The organism is Bacillus sp. FSL M7-1020 (assembly GCF_038050415.1).
In the GTDB taxonomy this organism is placed as follows: domain Bacteria; phylum Bacillota; class Bacilli; order Bacillales; family Bacillaceae_G; genus Bacillus_A; species Bacillus_A toyonensis.
This window is the reverse complement of sequence record NZ_JBBOTW010000001.1, coordinates 4,710,088-4,733,467: the sequence shown is the minus strand read 5'-3', so window position 1 is coordinate 4,733,467 and position 23,380 is coordinate 4,710,088. Positions and strand designations below refer to the sequence as shown.

Here is a 23,380-nt window from a genome sequence, read left to right as displayed (position 1 = left end):
ATCCGATTTTTTCGGATAGCTTCTTTTTTATTTTCGTTCCATTACCGCAAAGTAATTATTTTCATTATCAGCAAAATTAAATGCTTTACCAGTAGGTAAATTTACAACTTGTCCAACTGTGACATTTTTCTTAGAAAGGTCTTTATATAGACGGTCTAAGTTATTTGAGAAGAACATAAGTGAAGGTGTATTAAGATTTAGTTCAGGTTGCATCTTCGCGATTAACGCTTTATCGTGAAGGACGATGCTTGTTCCTGCTTCTTTCGCCGGTGCAATTTCAATCCAGCGGAATCCTTTTCCGTTATTTTCTTCCGCAATAATTTGGAATCCTACTGTCTCAGTCCAAAATTGTACGGCTTCATCTTGATTATTTACATATAACATAATTTGTCCAATTTGATTAATCATAGGTGTATCCTACTTTCTTTTCTTGTATGGAATTCTATTATATCAAAGATATGGTTTGCATACTTTTTCGTGATTTTTCCGAAGTATGATCTTCGCCCACTTTATATTTGTTGTAGGAGAAGGTCCTGTAATCCACGTATGAAGTGGTAGTGTACTGCAAATGGCCATTGCTGAAATCGAGATTGTAGCCGTTATTGTAAATAATAATAGGCTATATAATATTGTGTTTTCTTGCAGTGTGAATAAAGAAAGGAATTTTGTACATAGTTGCAAGAAGAAAAAGTGAGCTAAATAAGCACCATACGTGTAATTTCCGATAAATTGTAAAGCTTTATATAAGAAACCGCGTCGCTGTACGATTGTAATAGATAGCACGTACAGTATCATAATTTCACAAACGATATATAAAAACATAGACGGTTTTAAATAAGTAGAAACGGTTAAATGAATAGAGTTTGCTCCGTAAAAACTAAATAACTCATAATTGATGAATAAAAATAAGATGAAAAATAATATTGTGATAAGCGGGATATGTTTCATGACAAATATACGCCAAGTTTTTAATGATACAGCAGCGATTCCGCCCATAACGAAATAGAACGAGTAGAAGAAGAAGGAACGATCTGTATAATGTAAAATGGTTGAACTAGTCAATTTCTCTCCATTAAAAATGTAGTGAGAGGAGTACCACATTAAAAGGAAATATAGACAAGCAAAGATGGTCATATATTTATATATGTCTTTTTTATTTTCTGTTCGTTTTTGAAACCAATAAAATAGTGTGCATAGTAAAGGGAATAATAAATGAATTTGGAACATCATAATAACGTACCAAAGATGCGGTGCGGCTGTTCCGAGTAGTAAACTTTTTATCCCGCCTTGTAATGTCATAATATCGTTTGTTGTTAATAAGTAAAGAATAGACCAAAAGAAATAAGGAATGAGTAGGTGTGTGGCTTTTTCAGAAATATATTCTTTGTATACTAATTGCTTTGTATAGTGACGAATTAGGTGAAACCCAACGATAAATATGAATGCAGGTGCTGAAAACTTTGCGAGATTAAATAGCATACCCATAATGAGGGATTGTTCAAGTAAGACATTTCCTTGATTCATTGTATATAATAAGGAACTTTGCAAAACGACAGCAAGAAATGCAATGCTTTGCAAAACTTTAAATTCCGGTGCGCTTTGTGTCATTGTTTCCATCTCCTTTTCCATACATGATTATAGTACGGAGTAAGGATGAGAGGTGTGGAATATTTGTGAAGATTTTAACAAATTTGTGGCAAGAGGAGATATCAACGATTTTTCGAATATATCTATTATAACCTCAAATATATCAACGATTCTTCGAATATATCTATCATAACTTCAAATATATCAACGATTTTTTCAATATATCGACGTTTCGACAAGGGATATCGACTTATCAACAAATAACGACAAAAAGAGGATGCTCGTTTAGAGCATCCTCTTTTTATTTATTAAGCAAATTTATTTTTGATCCAGTTTTTACCTTCTACAAGGCGAGCTGTCATTACGGCACAAGCATTATCTGCGGTTACGTTTAACATCGTTGCAGGAGGATCAATAATTGTACTAATTGCTGCGATAATTGGCAGTGCTTCTGGCGGGAATCCATATAGAGAAACGATTAACATTTCCCCAATCATACCTCCGCCTGGAATAGCACCCATTACTGTTCCTACTAATAGAGAAACGACAAGTGCGATTGCTAATGTTTTTGGTCCTTCAAATTCCATGTTGAAAATACCGAATAAGAAAGCAATCTTTAATACCCCGCCTAAAACAGAGCCGTCTTTATGAAGTGTAGATCCAAGAAGGACAACTGTTTCACGAACGTCTGAAGAAATACCCATTTTTTTCGTTGCTTCTAAGTTCGCTGGAATACTTGCGGCACTGCTACAAGTTGCAAGAGATGTAACTGTAGGAGAGACCATGTTCTTCCAAAATATTTGAACACCTTGTTTGCGACCTGCAAGGTATGCATAGAAAGTGAAGAATACAAAGAAATAAATTAGAGATGCTGGATAGTATACCATTGCTGCTCGGAAGTAAGTTCCAAGAAGTTGTGGTCCGAATTCGCCAACTAATGCTGCGAAGTAAGCAGCAAGTCCGATTGGAGCGTAGTACATAATGAAAGATACGACTTTCATTGAAATTTCTGCACCAGCTTGTAAGAATGTAGCGAATGGTTTTCCTTTTTCACCAACTGCTGAAGTTGCAATCCCCATTAAAATAGAGAAGAAAATAAGAGCTAACATATTTTCACGAGATAGTAACTTCGAGAAGTCAGATACTGTTAGAATACCGACGATTTGATCTGCAACACTAACTGCTTTTTCAGCTTTGTCAGGTTGTGTTAATTCTAATACAACACCTTGTGCTGGCGGGAATACTTTCACGACAATAATCATAAAAATAGCAGCTAAAATACTCGTAAATAAGAAAGTCCCAGCCATACTAGACATAATTTTACCGAAACGTTTTAATCCATCCATATTAGCAATAGATGACGCGATGCTAAAGAACACTAACGGTACAACAATCGTAAACATTAAGTTTAAGAAAATGTCACCAAGCGGCTTTAAAGCAACTGCATCGGCACCCATGAAATAACCAATGAAACCACCAATTAGGATAGAAGATAATAAAATAAGTGGAAAGCGATATGCCTTCATAAATATATCCTCCTATCAATTAAAAAAATCATACTGAATTATTATAGCGAGTTAGAGTCCCCTTTACTAGGAAAATACCGATAGATGGAATAGCGTGAAAACCGAGAAATTTTTGTTTTTAAGCTCGGCATACAGTTAGAAATCTAGACATATATATTTGTAACCTAGTGGTAGCAAGGGATGTACCATAACTTAGGTTTAGAAAAAAGGGGAGGGATGCGGGATGAATATTTTGCTTTGCTGTGCAGCGGGAATGTCTTCCAGTTTGATTGTTACAAAAATGGAGAAAGCAGCACAGGCAAAAGGGATAGAGGTAAAGATTTGGGCTGTATCAGGTTCTGAAGTGAATAGTCACATCGATGAAGCAGATGTACTTTTACTTGGACCGCAAGTACGTTATTTATTACCGAAAATGAAAGAACTATGTAAGGGGAAAGGGATACCTGTTGATGTCATTCAATCCGTCCATTACGGACTTTGTAATGGGGAGGCTATCTTGCAAGCAGCTTTGTCAATGAAACCATGAGGAGAGTGGGATAGATGATACGGTTTTTAGAAAAATATGTAATGCCAATAGCAGGAAAGGTAGCAGAGCAGAGGCATTTGCAAGCTATACGTGATGGAATTATTTTAACGATGCCTTTCTTAATTATTGGATCATTTTTTCTTATTATTAGTGCATTACCAATACCAGGTTATAATGATTTTATGGCAGGGTTGTTTGGTGAGAGTTGGCAGAAAGCTTTGGGGTATCCAGTTAGTGCAACTTTTAATATAATGGCTTTAATAGCTGTTTTTGGAATCGCTTACAGACTTGGAGAGTATTATAAAGTGGATGCTTTAGCATCCGGGGCATTGTCGCTTGTGACATTTTTACTTGCGACTCCATTTCAAGTTGCATATATTATACCAAGCACGAAGGAAAGTGTGATTGTAGATGGAGCAATCCCAGCGGCGTTAATGGGAAGCCAAGGTTTATTTGTAGCGATGATTATTGCAATTATATCTACTGAAATATACCGATTTATTGTACAGAAAAAAATGATTATAAAGATGCCTGAGACAATTCCACCTGCAGTAACACGTTCATTTGCTGCTCTTATTCCAGGATTTATTGTTGTGACAGTTGTTTGGATCATTAGATTGATTTTTGAACACACAACTTTCGGAAGTATTCATAATGTTGTAGGGAAGCTGCTACAAGAGCCACTTAGTGTACTTGGTGCTAGTCTTTGGGGCGCTGTAATTGCAGTTATTATTGTCCATGTTCTTTGGGCGTGCGGAATTCATGGTGCTGCAATTGTTGGTGGTGTAATGAGCCCGATTTGGTTATCGTTAATGGATCAAAACCGAGTTGCTTTTCAAGCAGGGCAAGATGTACCAAATACGATTACCGCACAGTTTTTTGATTTATGGATTTATATGGGCGGTTCCGGTGCAACACTTGCTTTAGTTGTAGGAATGTTATTGTTTGCACGAAGTCAGCAATTAAAAAGTATTGGTCGATTGTCCATTGCACCTGGTATTTTTAATATTAATGAAATGGTGACGTTCGGCATGCCGATTGTAATGAATCCACTTTTACTTATTCCATTTATATTAGTTCCAGTTGTGTTAACGCTTGTTTCTTACTTTGCGATGGAATGGGGATTAGTTGCTCGTCCGAGCGGAGCGGCTGTACCTTGGACGACACCTATTCTTTTTAGTGGATATTTAGGATCGGGTGGGAAAATTTCAGGGGTTATTTTGCAACTTGTTAACTTTGCACTAGCATTCTTTATTTACTTACCATTCTTAAAAATATGGGATAAACAAAAATTAGCAGAAGAAAAGGGGGAGTAAAGAACTAAAATGGATACGATAGAGACGAAAGCTTTTCATCTAATCTTGCATGGGGGAAATGCAAGAAGTTGTTCAATGGAAGCAATTGATTGCGCGAAGCGTGGGGCGTTTACAGAAGCGGAAGCCAAATTACAAGAAGCACTAGAAGAATTAAAAGAGGCGCATCGTGTACAAACGGAGCTTATACAAAAAGAGGCTGGTGGCGAAAAGACAGAGGTTACCTTACTGATGGTGCACGCGCAAGATCATTTAATGAATGCGATTACAGTAAAGGAATTAGCGAGTGAATTTGTAGAGTTATATAGGAAGATGTCAGTGAATGAATGAACCTTGCGTATGCAAGGTTTTTTTATGTATTTGCCCGCACCATCAGTGGGTGTTCATCCCACTGATGGTAGTTGCAATCCTCCTTTTTACGGATGAGTAAGAGAAATAGTTAATCGATAGTAACAATTTCTCCTATACCACGAATCAATTTTTTTATTTGTATCTGCTCCGGTTTTAATATATTTACGATATAATCAATCGCCATTTGTGGTTCAACAGTTGTACCGCATGTATAGCAATCAATTGCTGCAAAGTTTTTTTCTGGATAAGTGTGAATAGAAAGATGGCTCTCTGATAGTAACACTAATACTGTAACGCCATAAGGATGGAATTCTTTTGTACTTACATTTAAAACATGTGCGCCAGAATGGTCGGCAGCGACAACTAAATGGCGTTCTAAAAAGTGAATATCATCTAAGAGGGAAAAATCCACTCCCCACAAATCTACTATTATATGTTTACCGAAAGTAGAATATTCCATAGGTTAGCACTCCTTACTATAATATCGTCAAAACTCCATTTCCTTTTTGTAACATTGATGTAGGATAAGATTGGATTCTGAGTTTAGAAGAACGAGATTACGGTGATCTAAATGTTCTTCTTTAAATTGAAATAAAGGAAAAAGAAGAGAAGGTAATGTTCGAGGAGTTGGTACTACGTATAATTGCTCAATTTGATCGAGTACATAGGCAGAATTAGCTGCAATATGAAATCCCCAGTCAGTTCCGAAAGAAGGAACAATTATATGATAGCTTTTTATAATTAAGCCGGCATTTTCAATTGTATTACCGATACTCCAATATACAAGAGGTGCATCAGCAGGTGAATTAGATTGGCAGACGAAAGCACCATCTTCTGTTAAGAATGTAGCTATACGAGCAAAAAGTTCGCTTGTATATAAAGTACTTAATAACTCTGTCGCTGGATCAGGGAAATCAATGATGATTACATCGTATAAAGAGGAAGGAGAATTCAAAAACTCTTTTGCATCGCATACGTGTGCATTCACACGATTATCAAAAAATGCGCTTTTGTTCAAAGAAACTAATTCAGGAACGTTACGCGCCATATTAATCATTGCCTCGTCTAGATCAACAAGGTCTACATGTAGTACTGTTTCATATTTCAATACCTCTCGTAAGGCAAGACCATCGCCACCGCCTAATATGAGAACACGTTTTGGATCAATTACCTTTGACATAATCGGATGCACAAGTGCTTCATGATAAATTTGCTCATCAACGGAACTAAATTGTAGTTGTTTGTCCAAATAGAGGCGAACATCGCTGACTTGTACTAAATTAATATTTTGATAATTACTTTTTTCTTCAAATAAATTTGTGTGTTCCCCAGCTTGTATTTCTTTTAGAGAAATTTCATCCCATATATCTAAGCTGTGTGAATCTGTGGGTACTATGACTACATTTTCCGATTGTACGTGCTTGTCTTGCTTATCTGGCTTATCTGGTTTATCTTGTTTATCTTGTTTATCTGGTTTATCTTGTTTATCTTGTTTATCTTGTTTATCTTGTTTATCTTGTTTATCTTGTTTATCTTGTTTATCTTGTTTATCTTGTTTATCTTGTTTATCTTGTTTATCTTGTTTATCTTGTTTATCTTGTTTATCTTGTTTATCTTGTTTATCTTGTTTATCTTGTTTATCTTGTTTATCTTGTTTATCTTGTTTATCTTGTTTATCTTGTTTATCTTGTTTATCTTGTTTATCTTGTTTATCTTGTTTATCTTGTTTATCTTGTTTATCTTGTTTATCTTGTTTATCTTGTTTGTCCTGTTTGTCCTGTTTGTCCTGTTTGTCCTGTTTGTCCTGTTTGTCCTGTTTGTCCTGTTTGTCCTGTTTGTCCTGTTTGTCCTGTTTGTCCTGTTTGTCCTGTTTGTCGTGCTTATCTGGTTTACCTGGTTTACCTGGTTTACCTGGTTTATCTTGTTTGTCCTGTTTGTCTTGTTTGTCTTGTTTGTCCTGCTTGTCTTGTTTGTCTTGTTTGTCCTGTTTGTCTTGTTTGTCTTGTTTGTCCTGTTTGTCTTGTTTGTCCTGTTTGTCTTGTTTGTCCTGTTTGTCCTGTTTGTCCTGTTTGTCGTGCTTGTCCTGTTTGTCTTGTTTATCCTGCTTGTCGTGCTTATCTGGTTTACCTGGTTTATCTTGTTTGTCCTGTTTGTCCTGTTTGTCCTGTTTGTCTGTTTGTCCTGTTTGTCCTGTTTGTCTTGTTTGTCCTGTTTGTCCTGTTTGTCCTGTTTGTCTTGTTTGTCCTGTTTGTCCTGTTTGTCTTGTTTGTCCTGTTTGTCCTGTTTGTCCTGTTTGTCCTGTTTGTCTTGTTTGTCTTGTTTGTCGTGCTTGTCCTGCTTATTTTCTATTTCCTGCTGTTCTAGTTCAAATTTGTCAGAGTCTAATTCAGAGCGCTCGTCTTTTTTATAGCTTGTTATTCTATAAATCTTTATTTTGCTTTGTTTTCTATGTTTTGGCATAGGAATCCCCTTTCGAATTGTGTTATTTTATTTTATTCTATGTAATTTAGTAGAGTTTGCTTGGACAATAGATAGAAGAGTGTGTTCAAGAGAGGTTTATTTTTTTACTGGATTTTCAAGCTGAAAAAATTTTTTAGTGTTTTTTATTTTAAATACAACTAGACAACTAAACACTAATCTATTTTCATACAGTTATGTGTTAAAAGTGTGTTGTTTTATAACACACTGTGTGTTATTTTGGGGGACACACTAATTGAAAGCGTTAACACACAAAGAAAATGCTCGAAAAAGCGCTGATTTTAGTGATTTTAAAAAGTTGGCACGCTAATTGCATTAATAAATAGCGTAAAGAAAAATAAATAACATAAACTTTTTATACTACACAAGGGGGATTTTCAAATGAATATTTTATTATGTTGCTCAGCAGGGATGTCTACAAGTTTACTAGTTACAAAAATGGAAGCGGCTGCAAAAGCTCGCGGTTTAGAAGGAAAGATTTGGGCTGTATCTGGGGATGCAGTAAAAAACAATATCGATCAAGCAGATGTACTATTATTAGGACCACAAGTTCGTTACATGCTCTCTTCAATGAAAACGCTTGCTGATGAGAAAAACGTTGGAATTGATGTTATTAATCCAATGCACTACGGCATGATGAATGGAGAAGCAGTTTTAGATCACGCACTAACACTTAAAAAATAATTAGGGGGGAAGCGAAATGCAAAAATTTATTGCATTTATGGAGAAATATTTAGTTCCAGTCGCAGGAAGAATCGGATCGCAGCGTCATTTAGTTGCAATCCGTGATGGTTTTATCGCAGTTATGCCTCTTATTTTAGTTGGATCGTTTGCAGTACTTATAAATAATCTACCAGTTGATGCATTCCAAAAACTTATGAAGGGTGCATTTGGGGATGTTTGGAAAGATATCGGCGGTGGTATGTGGACAGGGTCCTTTGCAATATTAGCTCTCATAGCCGCAGTTGGAATAAGTTATAATTTAGCGAAATCTTACGGTGTAGACGCGTTGTCAGCAGCAATTATTACATTCGGTGCATTAATTATTATATCTCCGACAACGCCAAAAGAAGGCGGTATTGATTTAGCTTGGACAGGATCACAAGGTTTATTCGTTTCTATCATTGTAGCTCTTCTTGTAACCGAGGTATTCAGGTTCTTTGTTCAAAGAGATATTACAATTAAGATGCCAGATGGTGTTCCACCAGCAGTAATGAAATCCTTCGCAGCATTAGTTCCAGCATTCGTTATTTTAATCGCAACAGCAAGTATTCAATTAGCTGTGAAATTAGCGGGAACAAGTATTCATAAAATCGTATTTGAAACAATTCAATTACCATTACAAGGTTTAGCAGGTACGTTACCAAGTGCAATTATTATCGCATTACTTATTCACGTATTATGGTTCTTCGGATTACATGGTCCTAATATTATCGGTGGTATTATCGACCCAATCTATTTACCAGCACTAGAAAAGAACATTAAATTATTTAACGATGGTATGTCTGCATATGATGTACCGCACATTTTCACAAAGCCATTCTTTGATGTATACGTATACATCGGTGGATCAGGTGCAACATTAGCATTCTTAGTAGCGGTAATGCTTGTTGCAAAAAGTGCGCAACTTCGTGGTGTAGGTCGCGTATCTATCGGTCCTGGTTTCTTCAATATTAACGAACCAGTTATTTTCGGTACACCAATTGTATTAAACCCAGCGTTAATCATTCCATTCGTACTTACACCAGTTGTATTAGTAATTACTTCTTATACAGCAATTTCTTTAGGATGGGTACCAAAAACAGTTGCTTTAGTTCCATGGACAATGCCACCAATCTTTAGTGGTTATCTTGTAGCGGGCGGAAGTATTGCTGGTGCTGTACTACAGCTTGTAAACTTTGCAATTGCGGTAGTTATTTACTATCCATTCGTATTAATGTGTGACCGTACGTATGTACAAGCTGCGAAAGCTGAAACAAAAGGAAACGACAATTCAGTATCACTTTAAAAAGTGTTGTTCTGACGAGTTTGTATAGCTCGTCAGAACAATTACCTTTATATCATGTTCAAAAAGATGAAAAACATCTATATGAACACCAAACTATCATTAATAAAATAATAATTTAATAGACATGTTCGAACTGAAGGGGTATTTAAATCGGTTGAACCTTATAGAGAGGGCGGTAATTATGATGACTACAGCAGAACAAATTCCATTCCAATTGATTTTAAATAGTGGTAACGCACGCAGCTTTGCGATGGAGGCACTTCAATTTGCCAAACAGGGGAAAATGGCAGAAGCAGATGAAGCGATGGTAAAGGCGAAAGAAGCGATCAATGAAGCGCATCATTTCCAAACAGAGCTCATACAATCAGAAGCAAGAGGAGAAAAAACAGAGATTAGTGTTCTTTTAATTCACGCACAAGATCATTTAATGAATGCGATTACAGTGAAAGAATTAGCAGCAGAGTTTATCGATCTTTATAAAAAGCTTGAAGCGAAAGGGGAATAAAGCATGACTGGAATTAAAATTGCTACAATCGGCGGTGGATCTAGTTATACACCAGAGTTAATTGAAGGATTTATTAAACGTTATGATGAGCTTCCTGTTCGTGAAATTTGGTTAGTAGATATTGAGGCAGGAAAAGAAAAGTTAGAAATCGTTGGTAATTTAGCGAAACGTATGGTGAAAAAATCAGGTTTACCAATCGAAGTGCATTTAACACTTGATCGCCGTGAGGCATTAAAAGATGCTGACTTCGTAACAACACAACTTCGCGTTGGTTTATTAGAAGCACGTGCAAAAGATGAAGCAATTCCGTTAAAATATGATGTAATCGGTCAGGAAACGAATGGTCCTGGTGGTTTATTTAAAGCGCTGAGAACGATTCCTGTTATTTTAGATATTTGTAAAGATATGGAGGAACTTTGTCCAAATGCATGGCTAATTAACTTTGCTAACCCAGCAGGTATGGTAACAGAAGCTGTCCTTCGCTATACAAATATTCAAAGAGTAGTTGGTCTATGTAACGTTCCAATCGGAATTCGCATGGGTCTTGCGAGATTACTTGAAGTAGATGCAAGTCGTGTACATGTTGATTTCGCAGGTTTAAACCATATGGTATACGGATTAGACGTATATTTAGATGGCGTAAGTGTAATGGATCGAGTGTTAGAGCTTGTAACAGATCCAGAAAAGCAAATTACGATGGAAAATATCGCTGCTCTTAATTGGGAGCCAGACTTTATTCGCGGTCTTCGCGCAATTCCATGTCCATATCATCGTTATTACTACAAAACACGTGAAATGTTAGAAGAAGAGAAAGAAGCTTCAATTGAAAAAGGTACACGTGCAGAAGTAGTAAAACAATTAGAAAATGATTTATTCGAGTTATATAAAGACCCGAATTTAGATATTAAGCCACCACAATTAGAAAAACGTGGCGGAGCTTATTACAGTGATGCAGCATGTAGCTTAATTACATCTATTTACAATAATAAAGGCGATATCCAGCCTGTTAATACAAGAAACAACGGAACAATTGCAAGTTTACCACATGATTCTGCTGTTGAAGTGAACTGTATTATTACGAAAGAAGGTCCAAAACCAATTGCAGTGGGAGATCTTCCAGTACCAGTTCGCGGTTTAGTACAACAAATTAAATCATTCGAGCGCACAACAATTGAAGCTGCTGTTACAGGGGATTATCATAAGGCGCTGCTTGCTATGACAATTAATCCACTTGTACCGTCAGATAAAGTTGCAAAACAAATTTTAGATGAAATGTTGGAAGCACATAAAGAATATCTTCCACAGTTCTTTAAAAAGGTAGAGAAGTAAAAAGCGGCGCTATTTAGCCCGCTTTTTTTATTCTATTAGGAGGTATTATGATGATTAAGTTGATTGTAAATGCAGATGATTTCGGTCTTACAGAAGGTACAAATTATGGTATTATTGATGGACATATAAATGGACTTGTAAATTCAACGACAATGATGATGAATATGCCAGGAACAGAACATGCCGTACGCTTAGCGAAAGATTATAAAACGTTAGGAGTAGGTGTGCATCTCGTATTAACGGCAGGAGAACCACTTTTAAAGGATGTACCATCCCTTGTAGGGAAAGATGGGGCGTTCCATAAACAACGTGTTGTAAGGGAAGGGAATATAAATCCTGAAGAAGTTGAGAGAGAATGGACTGCTCAAATTGAGAAATTTTTATCTTACGGATTAACACCAACTCATTTAGATAGTCATCATCATGTGCATGGATTAAAGGTTTTACACGATGTTCTTGAGATGTTAGCAAGTAAATATAACGTTCCGATTCGTCGTTGTGAGGAAGATAGAGCAGTGCGCCCATTTTCTGATGTGTTTTATAGCGATTTTTACGCGGATGGTGTGACGGAAGATTACTTTTCCAAGTTAAAAGGAAGAGTGAAGGATGAACAAACGATAGAAATTATGGTACATCCAGCGTATATTGATCCAGAGCTTGTGAAACGTTCTTCTTACGTAATGGATCGTGTGAAAGAATTGCGTATTTTAACGGAGAGTGAGTTACCTGAAGGAATAGAGCTTGTGAAGTTTTAATAGGAAAACGACGGCTAAGTGGCCGTCGTTTTTTATATTTATAAAATAGATATAACATATCCACCAAAAGCCCCGAGTATAACGATAATCCAAGGCGGTGTTTTCCAAAAAGTTAGTAAGCCAAAAAGAAGAGATGCAAAGACAAAATCTGAAGCATTCATAATTGTACTCGTCCAAATTGGATCGTAAAAAGCGGCAATTAAAATACCGACAACTGCGGCGTTAACACCGAGTAATGTGCCTTGTATAGCGGGTACCTTTCTTACACTGTCCCAAAATGGTAAAACACCAATAACGAGCAAAAAGGCAGGAAGGAAGATAGCGATTGTTGCGATTACTGCTCCAGTGGTTCCGTTTAGCACTGCCCCTATATAAGAAGCAAATGTAAAGAGAGGCCCTGGCACCGCTTGTGTTAATCCGTATCCAGCTAAAAATTGTTCTTTTGTCATCAGCCCGTTCTGTACAAACTCACTTTCAAGAAGAGGGAGTACGACGTGCCCTCCGCCAAATACGAGAGAACCAGAACGGTAAAAGCTATCAAATAATGCGATATGAGGAGAGAGCGGTCGCAGTATTGGTAGCAATAGTAATAGTCCGAAAAATAAAATGAGACAAGAACTAGCCATCGTTTTTGAAATAGAAATTTGTATTTTATAGACTTGGGCGTTTTGAGGAGTTTTATATAAAAGCCAGCCGATCAGCCCTGAAAGTAAAATGAGAATGATTTGTGTCCAGCTACTTGGCCATAACAAGGCAATCGCGGCAGTTACAATGGCGATTGTTGCACGGTTTCGGTCCGGAGTTAGCTTTTGAGCCATTCCCCATATTGCATGAGCGACAATTGCGACTGCTACAAGTTTGAGTCCATGAATCCATCCTGTACTTCCAATTTCGAATTGATTAAGGAATGAAGCAAAAAAGACTAAAACGAGAACAGAGGGAAGGGTGAAACCAATCCAAGAGATAATTGCTCCTAATAGCCCGCCCCTTAATAATCCAACGCCCATACCGACTTGACTACTAGCGGGACCAGGAAGGAATTGACACAGTGCTACTAAGTCTCCGTAACTTTTTTCATCCATCCATTTTCTTTTTTGCACGTATTCATGATGAAAATAACCAAGATGAGCGACAGGACCGCCGAATGAAGTAAGTCCTAATTTAAATGAGACGAGAAAAATCTCGACTAATAATCGAAAAGAATAGTTGTTATTTTTCAAAGTAACCTCCTAGAAAGTTTTTTCTATGTGCATTATACAAGAGGCGGTAAAGCAAAAGAAATGATTCTTATGTAAAGATTTTGTGAATCTTTTCTTCGTAATTAAAAGTTGAAAAAGTCATAAATGATTATGTGTAAACCATAAAGTAGTAAAAGAAGTGCTGGGAAATTGATATAAGGAGAATGCCCTATGACAACACACTTTTTTGCTAGGTTAACAGGGAAGAGGGAATTGCCTCCTGTAAATACAGAAGCTTTTGGGGTAGCAGAGTTTATTTTTAGTGATGATTTAACGAAGTTGCATTACAGGGTAATATTAAAAAATATAGAAAAGGTCACATCGTGTCAAATTCATTTAGGGAAGTCCAGTCAGATTGGTCCCGTTGTTTTCTATTTATACGGTCCGCTAGAGCAAGGGATTAGTTTGAATGAGGGAAGCATTACTGGTGCCGTAAATGTGGAGGAATTCGAAGGGCCTTTACAAGGAAAATCCCTTGTTCATTTTCTCCAAGAAATTATTCAAGCTAATGTATATGTAAATATTCATACGAAATCACATAAAAAAGGAGAAATAAGAGGGCGGATTAGAAAGGTAAAGAAGTAAATGAAAAGGCTGCTCCAAAAAATTGGAACAGCCTTTTCGAATTAGATAGGATGATGTGTATTGACGATACATTCATATATTTTGAAAATCGTCGATATAAATTTATCCTGCATTAACTGCCCGTAAAAGCCTTCACTTTATTCGAAGGAGTGTCGCTAAAGGTTACTTGTTTAACTTTTAACAGGCTGATTTTTAATAAAGAAGTCCATGATATAAAATACTTCATCATCTGGTATTTGTATTTCAAATGTATTTTCAATTGGTTGTAATGCTTTTTTCACTTTCATATACATCCAGTACTCATCTTGTCTTCTTTTTTCTTTATCAGGATGAGGAAGAAGTTTTTCTCCTTTTTGAAGACGATCAACCATACAGCTCATATGCAAAATAACACCCATTAAGCTATCAGGAGTTAGCTGCAAGGAAATTAATTCTTGAATTGTATTTAGTGCGTAACGAATTGTTTTAATTAGTAATGCCCCGTCGTTACGCTGCATTTGTTGTTCAAGAATATCGGCCATTTTCGCATATGTTTCTTCATACGTAATTAATTCTTGAATTGGCTGAATCGCTGTGTAGTTCACAATATCTTGGAAATGATATGTTAAACATGGAACTTGCACATCGAAATTTGTAACGATACAAATGATATTACGCTCTTTTTTTATGTTCTCAATCATTTTCGTTAAATCTTTTTCATGGACGATACTAATTGGAATAATCTCAATTAAGTCTTTATCAAATCGTAAATAGTTCTCTAACATTTTTTGAATAGCTAAGGCACTTCCTTCACCAGTTAAACAAGCTGTTAAAATAACAGACTTCATTGGTGATAGTGGCTTTTTCTTTTCTTCTTGTACGTTTAAATAGAACGGCGTTAAGTTCTTTACTGTTTCATATAGTGCATCTAATGAATAGCCGAGCTGAGCTTTTCGAGCTGCTTCTAGTGCGTGTGGAGTACTTGTCATGGAAAGGACACGTACAGGAATTTTGAATTCAGTTTCTAATATATCACCGATATAGGCAAGAGACCCCATATCAACAAGTAAGAGAAGCCCGTTTACATTTTGAAGTGTTTTCATATACACTTTAACCCGTTCTAAAAAATCTTTCGGTGATTCATGTAGCGGCATATCAATACCGGTCAATTCATCAATACCGAGGAGTTCATTTGCAACGTTTGCCATTTCTGTTGCGATGCCATTACCGTGCGCTAATATTAATACTTTTACTTCTGTTTGGGAAGCAGGAATTGGATCAACAACGAAGAACATTGTTAAGAAGCCAGCTTCATCCATGGGCATGGTTATTTGTAATTCTTCTTCCAGTAGTTGAATGCATTGCATAGCTACGGAAAAAGCTTCTTTATATTTCGTACGAATTTGATTCAATTGTGGGTGATGAATTTGCTTCCCGCTTTGTAAACGTTGTAGAGTTGTCTGTACATGTAAACTTAATGCGAGAAAGACTTTTTCATCAAACGTCTTAGATAAATGTTTTTCAGCGAGCTCCGCAATTTTTTCACATACGGAAACGATGTTACGATCAACAATTTTAAAAACATTTTCATGACTTGTCTTTTTGGACATTTGGTTAAAATATTGTACGAAAAAGCTTTGAATATCATTTTCTATTAGTAATTCTAATTCTTCCTCTTCAATACCGCGTGCTTGAAGTTCTTCATATTTATAATCAATATAGTCGTAAATAGAAGACCGTTTTTCATCTTCTGCTTTATGTTTACTCCAACCTTCATCTCCCGTAAATACAAATGTTTCATTTGGTATTTGGTATAGATGACGGCTCTTTCTTTCAATAAATAGCCCTTCTTTCATATACCAAGGTAAATCTGTACTTGAAACATAGACAGAATCACGTTTCTTTGTTACAAAATCAGAATAAGCTTTCGCACAGGCGATTTGTACATCTGTTTTTAATTGACCGATGTTATTGGGACAATTGTAAAAGACGAAAGCACGCATTGCGTTCGGGCTAACATGAATTTCTTTCCTTAGCCGAATTGCTTCGTTTGTGAAAAATAGTTGTAGTAAAGCAAAGCGTTCTTTATGTGTACGCTCACGAAGTGGTGGAAGCGTGACAGTCATCGGTATACGTCTTGTAAATGTTTTTAATAAAAATGAATTTGGTTCTTCTGTTGTTGCAGTAATGATTAATACTTGTGCTTTACGCTCGTTTTCTGTTTCTCCTAGGCGGCGATATACTCCGCGGTCAATAAAAGTGAAGAGCATTTCCTGTCCTTCTGGAGGAAGGCGGTGTACTTCATCTAAGAAAAGAATTCCTTCATGTGCTTTTTCAATTAACCCTTTTTGATCATTCGCACCTGTGTAAGCTCCTTTTTTGATCCCAAATAACTGTCCAAGTAGTAGCTGTGGATTGTTTGCATAATCAGCACAGTTAAAGACGATAAATGGTGCCTTTTTTGGAAGCTGCTCAACTTCAATTGCATATTCGTGCATTAAAGAAGCAAACATAGATTTTCCGACTCCTGTTTCTCCTAGCAGTAAAGTATGCATACCGTTTGGAGGATAGAGAATAGAAGCTTTCGCCTTTTCAATTGCGATTTTAAGGCTCGTATTTTCAATTGCAAATGTATCTAGTGAAGTCACGTCTTTTGAATGCGTTTCCAACGAAGTGTTCGTTTCTATATAAAAACGAACAGGGCGCGTATTTGTTTTTAATAAACGTTTATCTTTTACAAGTTTGTTTAAATCGCTACTTACATTGGCACGATCTAGTTGCAACAGGGTAGCGAGTTCTAATGCGGTTATACCTTCTGTATAATTTCCTTCTTGTATTGCGTTAAAAATGAGATCTATTCGTTTCATTTCTATTCACCTCGAAACTTCATCACTATTTAAAATTTTACACAAAAATGAGAAGGGTGGGAAGAGAAAAATAAAACAGCTTTAGCATATAGGAACTAAAGCTGTTACAATCTTGTGTCTTTCCAAAAATTAACTTCGAGATGGGAAGAGGGATTATAAGGAAGAAGTTTGTATCCTTGTGACTGTAAATAATCGATTACTTTTGGCAGTATTTGTACAGTGACACTTGAATCATGCATTAAAATAACTTCGACTTGTTCATCACTTTGATTACGTACTCTTTCTAGTATGGCAGAAGGATTGTCATAGCTTTTCCAATCATATGTATCAATTGTCCAATCCCACATTTTATATCGAGCTGATACAAGAGCATCACGATAATTTTTTTTTAAGTAAGGCATGCTACCGTATGGAACGCGGACGAGGTGTGTATTTAATTTTGTAACTTGCTGGACAATGTTTTGAGTTTGTTCCATTTCTGTAATTAAAGTGGAAGGATCGCCAGTATAAAGGCGTTTTACATCGTGTGACATACTATGAAGTCCAATATAATGTCCGTCTTTAATTAATCGCTGCATCGTCTTTTGGTAATGCGGTACTTTTCCGCCAATAACAAAGAAGGTTGCTTTTCCATTCTTTTCTTTTAAAATGTTTAAAATTTGCATCGTATATTTGTTTGGTCCGTCATCAAATGTTAAATACGCAATCTTTTGTGTAGGAGAGGTCGTTTCAGCATTTGGATGATGTTCAGCAGGAATAATTGTAGTTGCTTCAGGATTAGATGACGTGTATATAGTAATTGTGAAAAATAAAATGATACATTGAAATACTCGCTTGATCATAACATTCACCCTCAGTTTGACAATCAAGATGTAAAAAATAAAATTTGATACTTTTTTTATTATGTATATCTTTCTCCAATAAAGGGACTCTCAAACAATCTATATTTTGGAAATGTCAAATAAGGAGTAAAAAAATAAAAAATAGCATCCTCTTCAAAGAAAGAGGATGCTATTTGAATATTTCATAATTGTAAAGGCTATACTACAATTAGTCTTCGCGTTTTTTCATTTTTTTATAGAAGGAAATAATTGGTTTGTAACGTTCGTGTACAAGGCCGATTATTTCAGCAATGATTTCTGTGAAGAAGATTAAAATGAAAAGAAGAATAATGGATAACCATAATGTTGCACTAGTGAAAATAATGGCATTTACACTAAAGAAGATACCGAATGCGTATATAATTAGTACCGTTTTACGATGAGAGAATCCCATTGCAAGCAAACGGTGATGTAAATGCGATTTATCTGGTGCTGAAATAGGTTTTTTATTTACGATACGGCGGATAATTGCGAATGCCGTATCAAATACAGGTACACCTAAAATGATAACTGGAACGATGAAGCTGAATAACGTTACACTTTTGTATAATCCAAGTAACGATATGACAGAAATACAGTATCCTAAAAATAGTGCTCCTGTATCTCCCATGAAAATTTTTGCTGGATGGAAGTTATAGAATAAAAATCCAAGTGTACTTGCAAGTGCAATTAGTGCTAGAGGCAAAATGATAGCTGTTCCAGTACCCCATGGGCTAGTGAAGGCCATATATGCCAGCGTTGCAAGTACGATAGATGAAATTCCAGCGGACAATCCATCTAATCCGTCAATTAAGTTGATTGCATTTGTAATACCTACAATCCAAAACACTGTAATTGGATAAGCAAGCCATCCAAGTTCAGTATCCCCGAGGATTGGAATATATAATACTTGCACTAATAATCCACTTTTTACAATCATAGCTGCAACTAATAGTTGTCCACCGAATTTTACCTTCGCAGATAGTTCGTACATATCATCTAAAATCCCGATGATTACAATGATAATCGCACCTAATGTTATCGATAACATTCTTTGTTCATATAACCCGCCAACAACAAATCCTACAGCTACACCGATAAATATTGCTAATCCGCCAAGACGAGGCATAATCTTTTGGTGTACTTTACGCGCATTTGGCTTATCTGTTGCTCCTATTTTAAAAGCTAATTTAATAACTAAAGGAGTAACGACGAGTACAGTGATGAAAGATGCCAAAATGGCATAAATCACTTGTGAGTCCATTAATACCCCACCTTTTTATAGTCTAACATAATTTTTTAGTTTATTTATCTGAAAATTATGATGTTTATTTGCAGGCTCATAACATATGGTATCACAAAAAGATTAGAATTCAATCTTTTTTTCTTTTTGTAGTAAGTGGAAGTGAATAGAAGATATGACAATTGTATATGGAATGTTAGCTCATTTAAGAAGGTTGCGTTTGTTGGTATTTATAATAGACCATTTTCGCGCCTCTCCTATAGTGAGTATTTTTATTTCAGTATTATAAGTGTTACACGTAGAAATGAGTAAGTCTCGTGTTAAAATATGGTAATTTATATTCTCTTATGTAATTTTACAAAAACTTAAAAAAGTATGGAAAAGGTAATTCATATAATAGAGAAGTAAAATGTTTTCTCATTTTTAATATGAGAGGAGGAAGCACAGGGGAATTCTATGTATTCGTATATTTTCTATTGTATATTCCTGTGCGAAGGGGAAATGAAAATTACGATAATTGGTACTGGATATGTTGGATTAATTACAGGAGTAGGTTTGGCAAAACTGGGACATTCGGTCACATGTTTTGATATAGATTATGAAAAAATTGAACGGATAAAACAAGGGGATTTACCTATTTATGAATGTGGCTTACATGAATTAATACATGATGCGTATAAGTGTGCAAAGTTAACTTTTACAACAAGTAAATTAAAAGCTTTTAAAAATGCTGAATTTATATTTATTGCGGTTGGAACACCATCATTAGCAAATGGGAGAGCTGATTTAACGTATATTAAGCGTGCGTGTGAGGATATTGGGACATACGTGCATAACGATATTATTGTTGTTACGAAAAGTACAGTTCCTGTAGGTACAAATGAAGCGATGCAGGGATGGATTGAGGCGAAGTTACAAGGGAGGCACAAATTACATGTCGTATCGAATCCAGAGTTTTTACGAGAAGGTTCCGGTATTTATGATTTCTTCCATGGTGATCGTATTGTAATTGGAGCGGATGATGAGAAAGTTGCACGGAAAGTAGAGGATTTGTATAGCGCATTATGCTTGCAAACGTATATTACAGATATTAAGAGTGCAGAGATGATTAAATACGCGTCTAATGCATTCTTGGCTACAAAAATTAGCTTTATTAATGAAATTTCAAATATATGTGAGAAGGTAGGAGCAAATGTATTAGATGTAGCAAAAGGAATGGGGATGGATAAGAGAATTGGTACCCATTTTTTACAGGCGGGCATTGGATATGGGGGATCGTGTTTTCCGAAAGATACGAAAGCACTTGTGCAAATGGCAGGAAATGTTTCTCATGATTTTCGTTTGTTAAAAGCGGTCATTGAAGTGAATAATAAGCAGCAGTTGTTATTAGTTGAAAAAGCGAAAAAAGTAATAAATATGAATAAGAAACGGGTTGCAGTTCTTGGAGCAGCATTTAAACCGAATACAGACGATATTAGAGAAGCACCATCTCTTATTATCATACAAGAATTGATTGATATAGGTGCGGATGTAGTTGTATACGATCCGAAAGCAATTCAGCATGTACAACAAACATTTGGAAAGACGATACAATATGCTGAATGTATAGATGAATCGATTAGAGGCGCGAGTGCAGTTTTTATCGTAACGGAATGGGAATCTATTCGAACATATCCATTAGAAAAGTATGTACAACTTATGGGGGAGGCTATTCTATTTGATGGGAGAAATTGTTATACTAATGAGGATGCTAGAAAGCAAGGGATAGATTACTACTCAGTGGGACGAAAGAATGTTTGTAATAATCATGTTGCTACTATTCGATAAAAAGAGCAAGTTCCTTGTTTATTCTTATACGTCATAATAGAAACTGTAACTAGTGAGAGAAAAGAGGCAATAAAATGACTGAACGTTTAAAAGTAATGACAATTTTCGGGACACGTCCAGAAGCAATTAAAATGGCACCTCTTGTATTAGAGTTGCAAAAGCATCCAGAAAAAATCGAATCAATTGTGACTGTAACAGCACAACATCGTCAAATGTTAGATCAAGTATTAAGCATCTTTGGAATTACGCCAGATTTCGATTTGAATATTATGAAAGATCGTCAAACTTTAATTGATATTACAACGCGCGGTTTAGAAGGTTTAGACAAAGTAATGAAAGAAGCAAAGCCTGATATCGTCCTTGTACATGGTGATACAACAACAACATTTATTGCTAGCTTAGCTGCTTTTTATAATCAAATTCCAGTAGGTCATGTTGAAGCTGGACTTCGTACATGGGATAAGTATTCTCCATATCCAGAAGAGATGAATCGTCAATTAACAGGTGTAATGGCAGACCTTCATTTCTCACCGACAGCGAAATCAGCAACGAACTTACAGAGAGAAAATAAAGATGAGTCACGCATTTTCATAACAGGAAATACAGCGATTGACGCACTGAAAACGACTGTAAAAGAAACATATAGTCATCCGGTACTAGAGAAGCTTGGAAATAATCGCCTTGTACTGATGACAGCGCATCGCCGTGAAAACTTAGGTGAACCAATGCGTAATATGTTCCGTGCAATTAAGCGCCTTGTTGATAAACATGAAGATGTGCAAGTTGTGTACCCTGTTCACATGAACCCTGTTGTTCGTGAAACAGCAAATGATATTTTAGGAGAACATAGCCGTATTCATTTAATCGAGCCGCTAGATGTGATTGATTTCCATAATGTTGCAGCTCGTTCATACTTAATGTTAACTGATTCTGGCGGTGTTCAAGAAGAAGCACCATCACTTGGCGTGCCAGTTCTTGTTCTACGTGATACAACAGAGCGCCCAGAAGGTATTGAAGCAGGTACGTTAAAATTAGCAGGAACAGATGAAGAGACAATCTTTAATCTTGCTGATGAGTTACTATCTGATAAAGAAGCTCATGATAAGATGGCGCAAGCATCTAACCCTTACGGTGATGGTCGTGCATCAGAGCGTATTGTTGAATCAATTTTACAACACTTTAATAAGTAAATAAAAAAGAGCCAAATCGTATAAGAGTTGGCTCTTTTTGTTATTCCTGATTTCTCATAATCCACTCTGCATGAGCATTTGTGGAAGGGGGCGGCTCAGTTGGTGTTTTGTTCGGGTTTGTTTCTTTCTTTGCTTTTTCGTTAGAGTTAGAATTTGAGTCAGGATTTGATGAATCGGTTTTTGTATTTGGATTTGTTGGAGTTTTTGCTTTTTCCCCTAGTTCTTTTTCTATTTCATTACGTACCGTCTCTACACCGATTGGATCCGGAAGGAAGTAATAAATACCGCCTATTTTTTTGTCTTCTCCTTCAAGTTTTAACGTTTGTATTGTAGAAGGATCAAAACCAGAAAGTTTATTGTAAAGAGCAAGTCCGTCTGAAATAGGAATGTCGGTTTTTATATATTTTCCAACGACAGTCGTTAAATCTTTAATTTTAAATACAGTAGAGGCAGAATTCAGTTTTTGAGCAACAGCGGCTAGCAATTGTCTTTGTCTAGCGGCTCGGCCATAATCGCCGTTTGGATCCTGCTTTCGCATACGGACGTAAGCGAGTGCCTCTTCACCGTTTAAGTTTTGTTGCCCTTGCTTAAATTGGATTTTTTTGTAGTAATCCACGTCAGAGCGCTCCCAAAAATCGAAAGGGACATCAACGGTAACACCGCCAACAGCATCAACGATACCTTTAAAGCCTTGGAAATCAATTTTAATATAATGGTCTACAGGAACTTTTAGAAAACCTTCGACAGTTTTGATTGCCATTTGTTCTCCACCATAAGCATGCGCAGCGTTAATCTTATCTTCTTTGTCCTTTCCGACAATTGGAACGCGACTATCCCGAGGAATACTCATAAGTGAAATCCTTTGAGTTTTCGGATTGACTGTCGCAAACATTAATGAGTCTGTACGCCCATTTTGACCATCTGTTGCATAATCTTCTATACCCATAATGAGGATTGTAAAAGGTTCCTTTGTAATTTCTACATCTTTAGTTCTTAAATCTGATTTTTCACGACTAAATCCACTATACATCCCCATAAGAGAAGTGTAGGAATTTAATATATAGACTCCTACACTGCCAAATAAAAATGCGAAAATAAAGAAGTAGAAAAGTTTTCTTCTTCGCTTCTTTTTTATTCTGCGATTTTGGAGATGATGATAACGTTCTTCCATATATAATCTCCTTAGTTCATTGTAGAGAAGTTCTTCACTACA

20 protein-coding genes and 2 pseudogenes are annotated in these 23,380 nt (G+C 36.2%); 11 read left to right on the top strand and 11 right to left on the bottom strand.

What is annotated here, in order from left to right:
* Positions 1-27: 27 nt before the first annotated feature.
* The 3 genes from MHB70_RS24465 to MHB70_RS24455 all read right to left on the bottom strand — a co-directional run bounded on the left by MHB70_RS24465 (position 28) and on the right by MHB70_RS24455 (position 3,113).
* Complete coding sequence (locus MHB70_RS24465) at positions 28-408, bottom strand: VOC family protein (RefSeq protein ID WP_061529514.1); 381 nt, start codon at positions 406-408, stop codon at positions 28-30.
* A gap of 42 nt (positions 409-450) precedes the next feature.
* On the bottom strand, positions 451-1,608 hold the full coding sequence (locus MHB70_RS24460; RefSeq protein ID WP_061529515.1) for an acyltransferase: 1,158 nt from the start codon (positions 1,606-1,608) through the stop codon (positions 451-453).
* Positions 1,609-1,895: 287 nt separating this feature from the next.
* Positions 1,896-3,113 carry a dicarboxylate/amino acid:cation symporter gene (locus MHB70_RS24455; protein WP_000649369.1) on the bottom strand — a complete coding sequence of 406 codons (1,218 nt, stop codon included), beginning with the start codon at positions 3,111-3,113 and terminating at the stop codon, positions 1,896-1,898.
* Positions 3,114-3,336: 223 nt separating this feature from the next.
* On the opposite strand from MHB70_RS24455, the gene MHB70_RS24450 reads away from it, so the two are divergent.
* From MHB70_RS24450 to MHB70_RS24440, 3 genes are read left to right on the top strand one after another with little or no spacing between them, the layout of a single operon-like run.
* Positions 3,337-3,639: a PTS sugar transporter subunit IIB gene (locus MHB70_RS24450; RefSeq protein ID WP_001023559.1), complete on the top strand. Its 303-nt coding sequence runs from the start codon at positions 3,337-3,339 to the stop codon at positions 3,637-3,639.
* Between the two features lie 14 nt (positions 3,640-3,653).
* Positions 3,654-4,955 carry a PTS cellobiose transporter subunit IIC gene (gene celB / locus MHB70_RS24445; RefSeq protein ID WP_061529516.1) on the top strand — a complete coding sequence of 434 codons (1,302 nt, stop codon included), beginning with the start codon at positions 3,654-3,656 and terminating at the stop codon, positions 4,953-4,955.
* Between the two features lie 9 nt (positions 4,956-4,964).
* Positions 4,965-5,282 carry a PTS lactose/cellobiose transporter subunit IIA gene (locus tag MHB70_RS24440; protein ID WP_000379629.1) on the top strand — a complete coding sequence of 106 codons (318 nt, stop codon included), beginning with the start codon at positions 4,965-4,967 and terminating at the stop codon, positions 5,280-5,282.
* A gap of 109 nt (positions 5,283-5,391) precedes the next feature.
* Here the strand turns inward: MHB70_RS24440 and speD are convergent, their stop codons facing one another.
* The 3 genes and pseudogenes from speD to MHB70_RS31180 form a co-directional block, all read right to left on the bottom strand.
* Positions 5,392-5,763 carry an adenosylmethionine decarboxylase gene (speD, locus tag MHB70_RS24435; RefSeq protein WP_000456812.1) on the bottom strand — a complete coding sequence of 124 codons (372 nt, stop codon included), beginning with the start codon at positions 5,761-5,763 and terminating at the stop codon, positions 5,392-5,394.
* 27 nt (positions 5,764-5,790) lie between these two features.
* Positions 5,791-6,912 (bottom strand): annotated as a pseudogene (locus tag MHB70_RS24430) (polyamine aminopropyltransferase); the annotation flags it as partial.
* A 348-nt stretch (positions 6,913-7,260) separates the two neighbouring features.
* A pseudogene (locus MHB70_RS31180) lies at positions 7,261-7,763 on the bottom strand (polyamine aminopropyltransferase); the annotation flags it as partial.
* 399 nt (positions 7,764-8,162) lie between these two features.
* Between MHB70_RS31180 and MHB70_RS24420 the strand changes: the two are divergent.
* The 5 genes from MHB70_RS24420 (at position 8,163) to chbG (ending at position 12,378) form a co-directional block, all read left to right on the top strand.
* Positions 8,163-8,465, top strand: coding sequence for a PTS sugar transporter subunit IIB (locus tag MHB70_RS24420; RefSeq protein ID WP_001023563.1), 303 nt, complete (start codon positions 8,163-8,165; stop codon positions 8,463-8,465).
* Between the two features lie 16 nt (positions 8,466-8,481).
* Positions 8,482-9,789 (top strand): PTS cellobiose transporter subunit IIC, encoded by a 1,308-nt coding sequence (gene celB, locus MHB70_RS24415; protein ID WP_001168852.1) that lies wholly within the window; start codon positions 8,482-8,484, stop codon positions 9,787-9,789.
* Positions 9,790-9,970: 181 nt separating this feature from the next.
* Positions 9,971-10,294: a PTS lactose/cellobiose transporter subunit IIA gene (locus MHB70_RS24410; protein ID WP_000989050.1), complete on the top strand. Its 324-nt coding sequence runs from the start codon at positions 9,971-9,973 to the stop codon at positions 10,292-10,294.
* 3 nt (positions 10,295-10,297) lie between these two features.
* Positions 10,298-11,623, top strand: a complete 1,326-nt coding sequence (celF, locus tag MHB70_RS24405) for a 6-phospho-beta-glucosidase (protein ID WP_000145755.1) — start codon at positions 10,298-10,300, stop codon at positions 11,621-11,623.
* Positions 11,624-11,673: 50 nt separating this feature from the next.
* Positions 11,674-12,378 (top strand): chitin disaccharide deacetylase, encoded by a 705-nt coding sequence (gene chbG / locus MHB70_RS24400; RefSeq protein WP_000593458.1) that lies wholly within the window; start codon positions 11,674-11,676, stop codon positions 12,376-12,378.
* Between the two features lie 38 nt (positions 12,379-12,416).
* Here the strand turns inward: chbG and MHB70_RS24395 are convergent, their stop codons facing one another.
* Positions 12,417-13,598 carry a chromate transporter gene (locus MHB70_RS24395; protein WP_000794692.1) on the bottom strand — a complete coding sequence of 394 codons (1,182 nt, stop codon included), beginning with the start codon at positions 13,596-13,598 and terminating at the stop codon, positions 12,417-12,419.
* 189 nt (positions 13,599-13,787) lie between these two features.
* Here MHB70_RS24395 and exsM point away from each other — a divergent pair, with 189 nt between their 5' ends.
* Positions 13,788-14,201 carry an exosporium regulatory protein ExsM gene (gene exsM, locus MHB70_RS24390; protein ID WP_000207040.1) on the top strand — a complete coding sequence of 138 codons (414 nt, stop codon included), beginning with the start codon at positions 13,788-13,790 and terminating at the stop codon, positions 14,199-14,201.
* A gap of 170 nt (positions 14,202-14,371) precedes the next feature.
* On the opposite strand, the gene MHB70_RS24385 is transcribed toward exsM, so the two are convergent.
* From MHB70_RS24385 to MHB70_RS24375, 3 genes are all read right to left on the bottom strand, one after another.
* Entirely contained in the window at positions 14,372-17,047 is a 2,676-nt protein-coding gene (locus tag MHB70_RS24385) for a PRD domain-containing protein (protein ID WP_000820945.1), read from the bottom strand.
* A gap of 104 nt (positions 17,048-17,151) precedes the next feature.
* Complete coding sequence (locus tag MHB70_RS24380; RefSeq protein ID WP_000597144.1) at positions 17,152-17,889, bottom strand: polysaccharide deacetylase family protein; 738 nt, start codon at positions 17,887-17,889, stop codon at positions 17,152-17,154.
* Between the two features lie 208 nt (positions 17,890-18,097).
* A complete protein-coding gene (locus tag MHB70_RS24375; protein ID WP_000378305.1) occupies positions 18,098-19,171 on the bottom strand; it encodes a glycosyltransferase family 4 protein in 1,074 nt (357 codons plus the stop codon).
* Positions 19,172-19,606: 435 nt separating this feature from the next.
* Here MHB70_RS24375 and MHB70_RS24370 point away from each other — a divergent pair, with 435 nt between their 5' ends.
* Both MHB70_RS24370 and wecB read left to right on the top strand, forming a co-directional pair.
* Positions 19,607-20,977: a UDP-glucose dehydrogenase family protein gene (locus tag MHB70_RS24370; RefSeq protein ID WP_061530595.1), complete on the top strand. Its 1,371-nt coding sequence runs from the start codon at positions 19,607-19,609 to the stop codon at positions 20,975-20,977.
* 74 nt (positions 20,978-21,051) lie between these two features.
* A complete protein-coding gene (gene wecB / locus MHB70_RS24365) occupies positions 21,052-22,167 on the top strand; it encodes a non-hydrolyzing UDP-N-acetylglucosamine 2-epimerase (RefSeq protein WP_000140137.1) in 1,116 nt (371 codons plus the stop codon).
* A 40-nt stretch (positions 22,168-22,207) separates the two neighbouring features.
* On the opposite strand, the gene MHB70_RS24360 is transcribed toward wecB, so the two are convergent.
* Complete coding sequence (locus MHB70_RS24360; protein WP_000392749.1) at positions 22,208-23,338, bottom strand: LCP family protein; 1,131 nt, start codon at positions 23,336-23,338, stop codon at positions 22,208-22,210.
* Positions 23,339-23,380 lie beyond the last annotated feature (42 nt).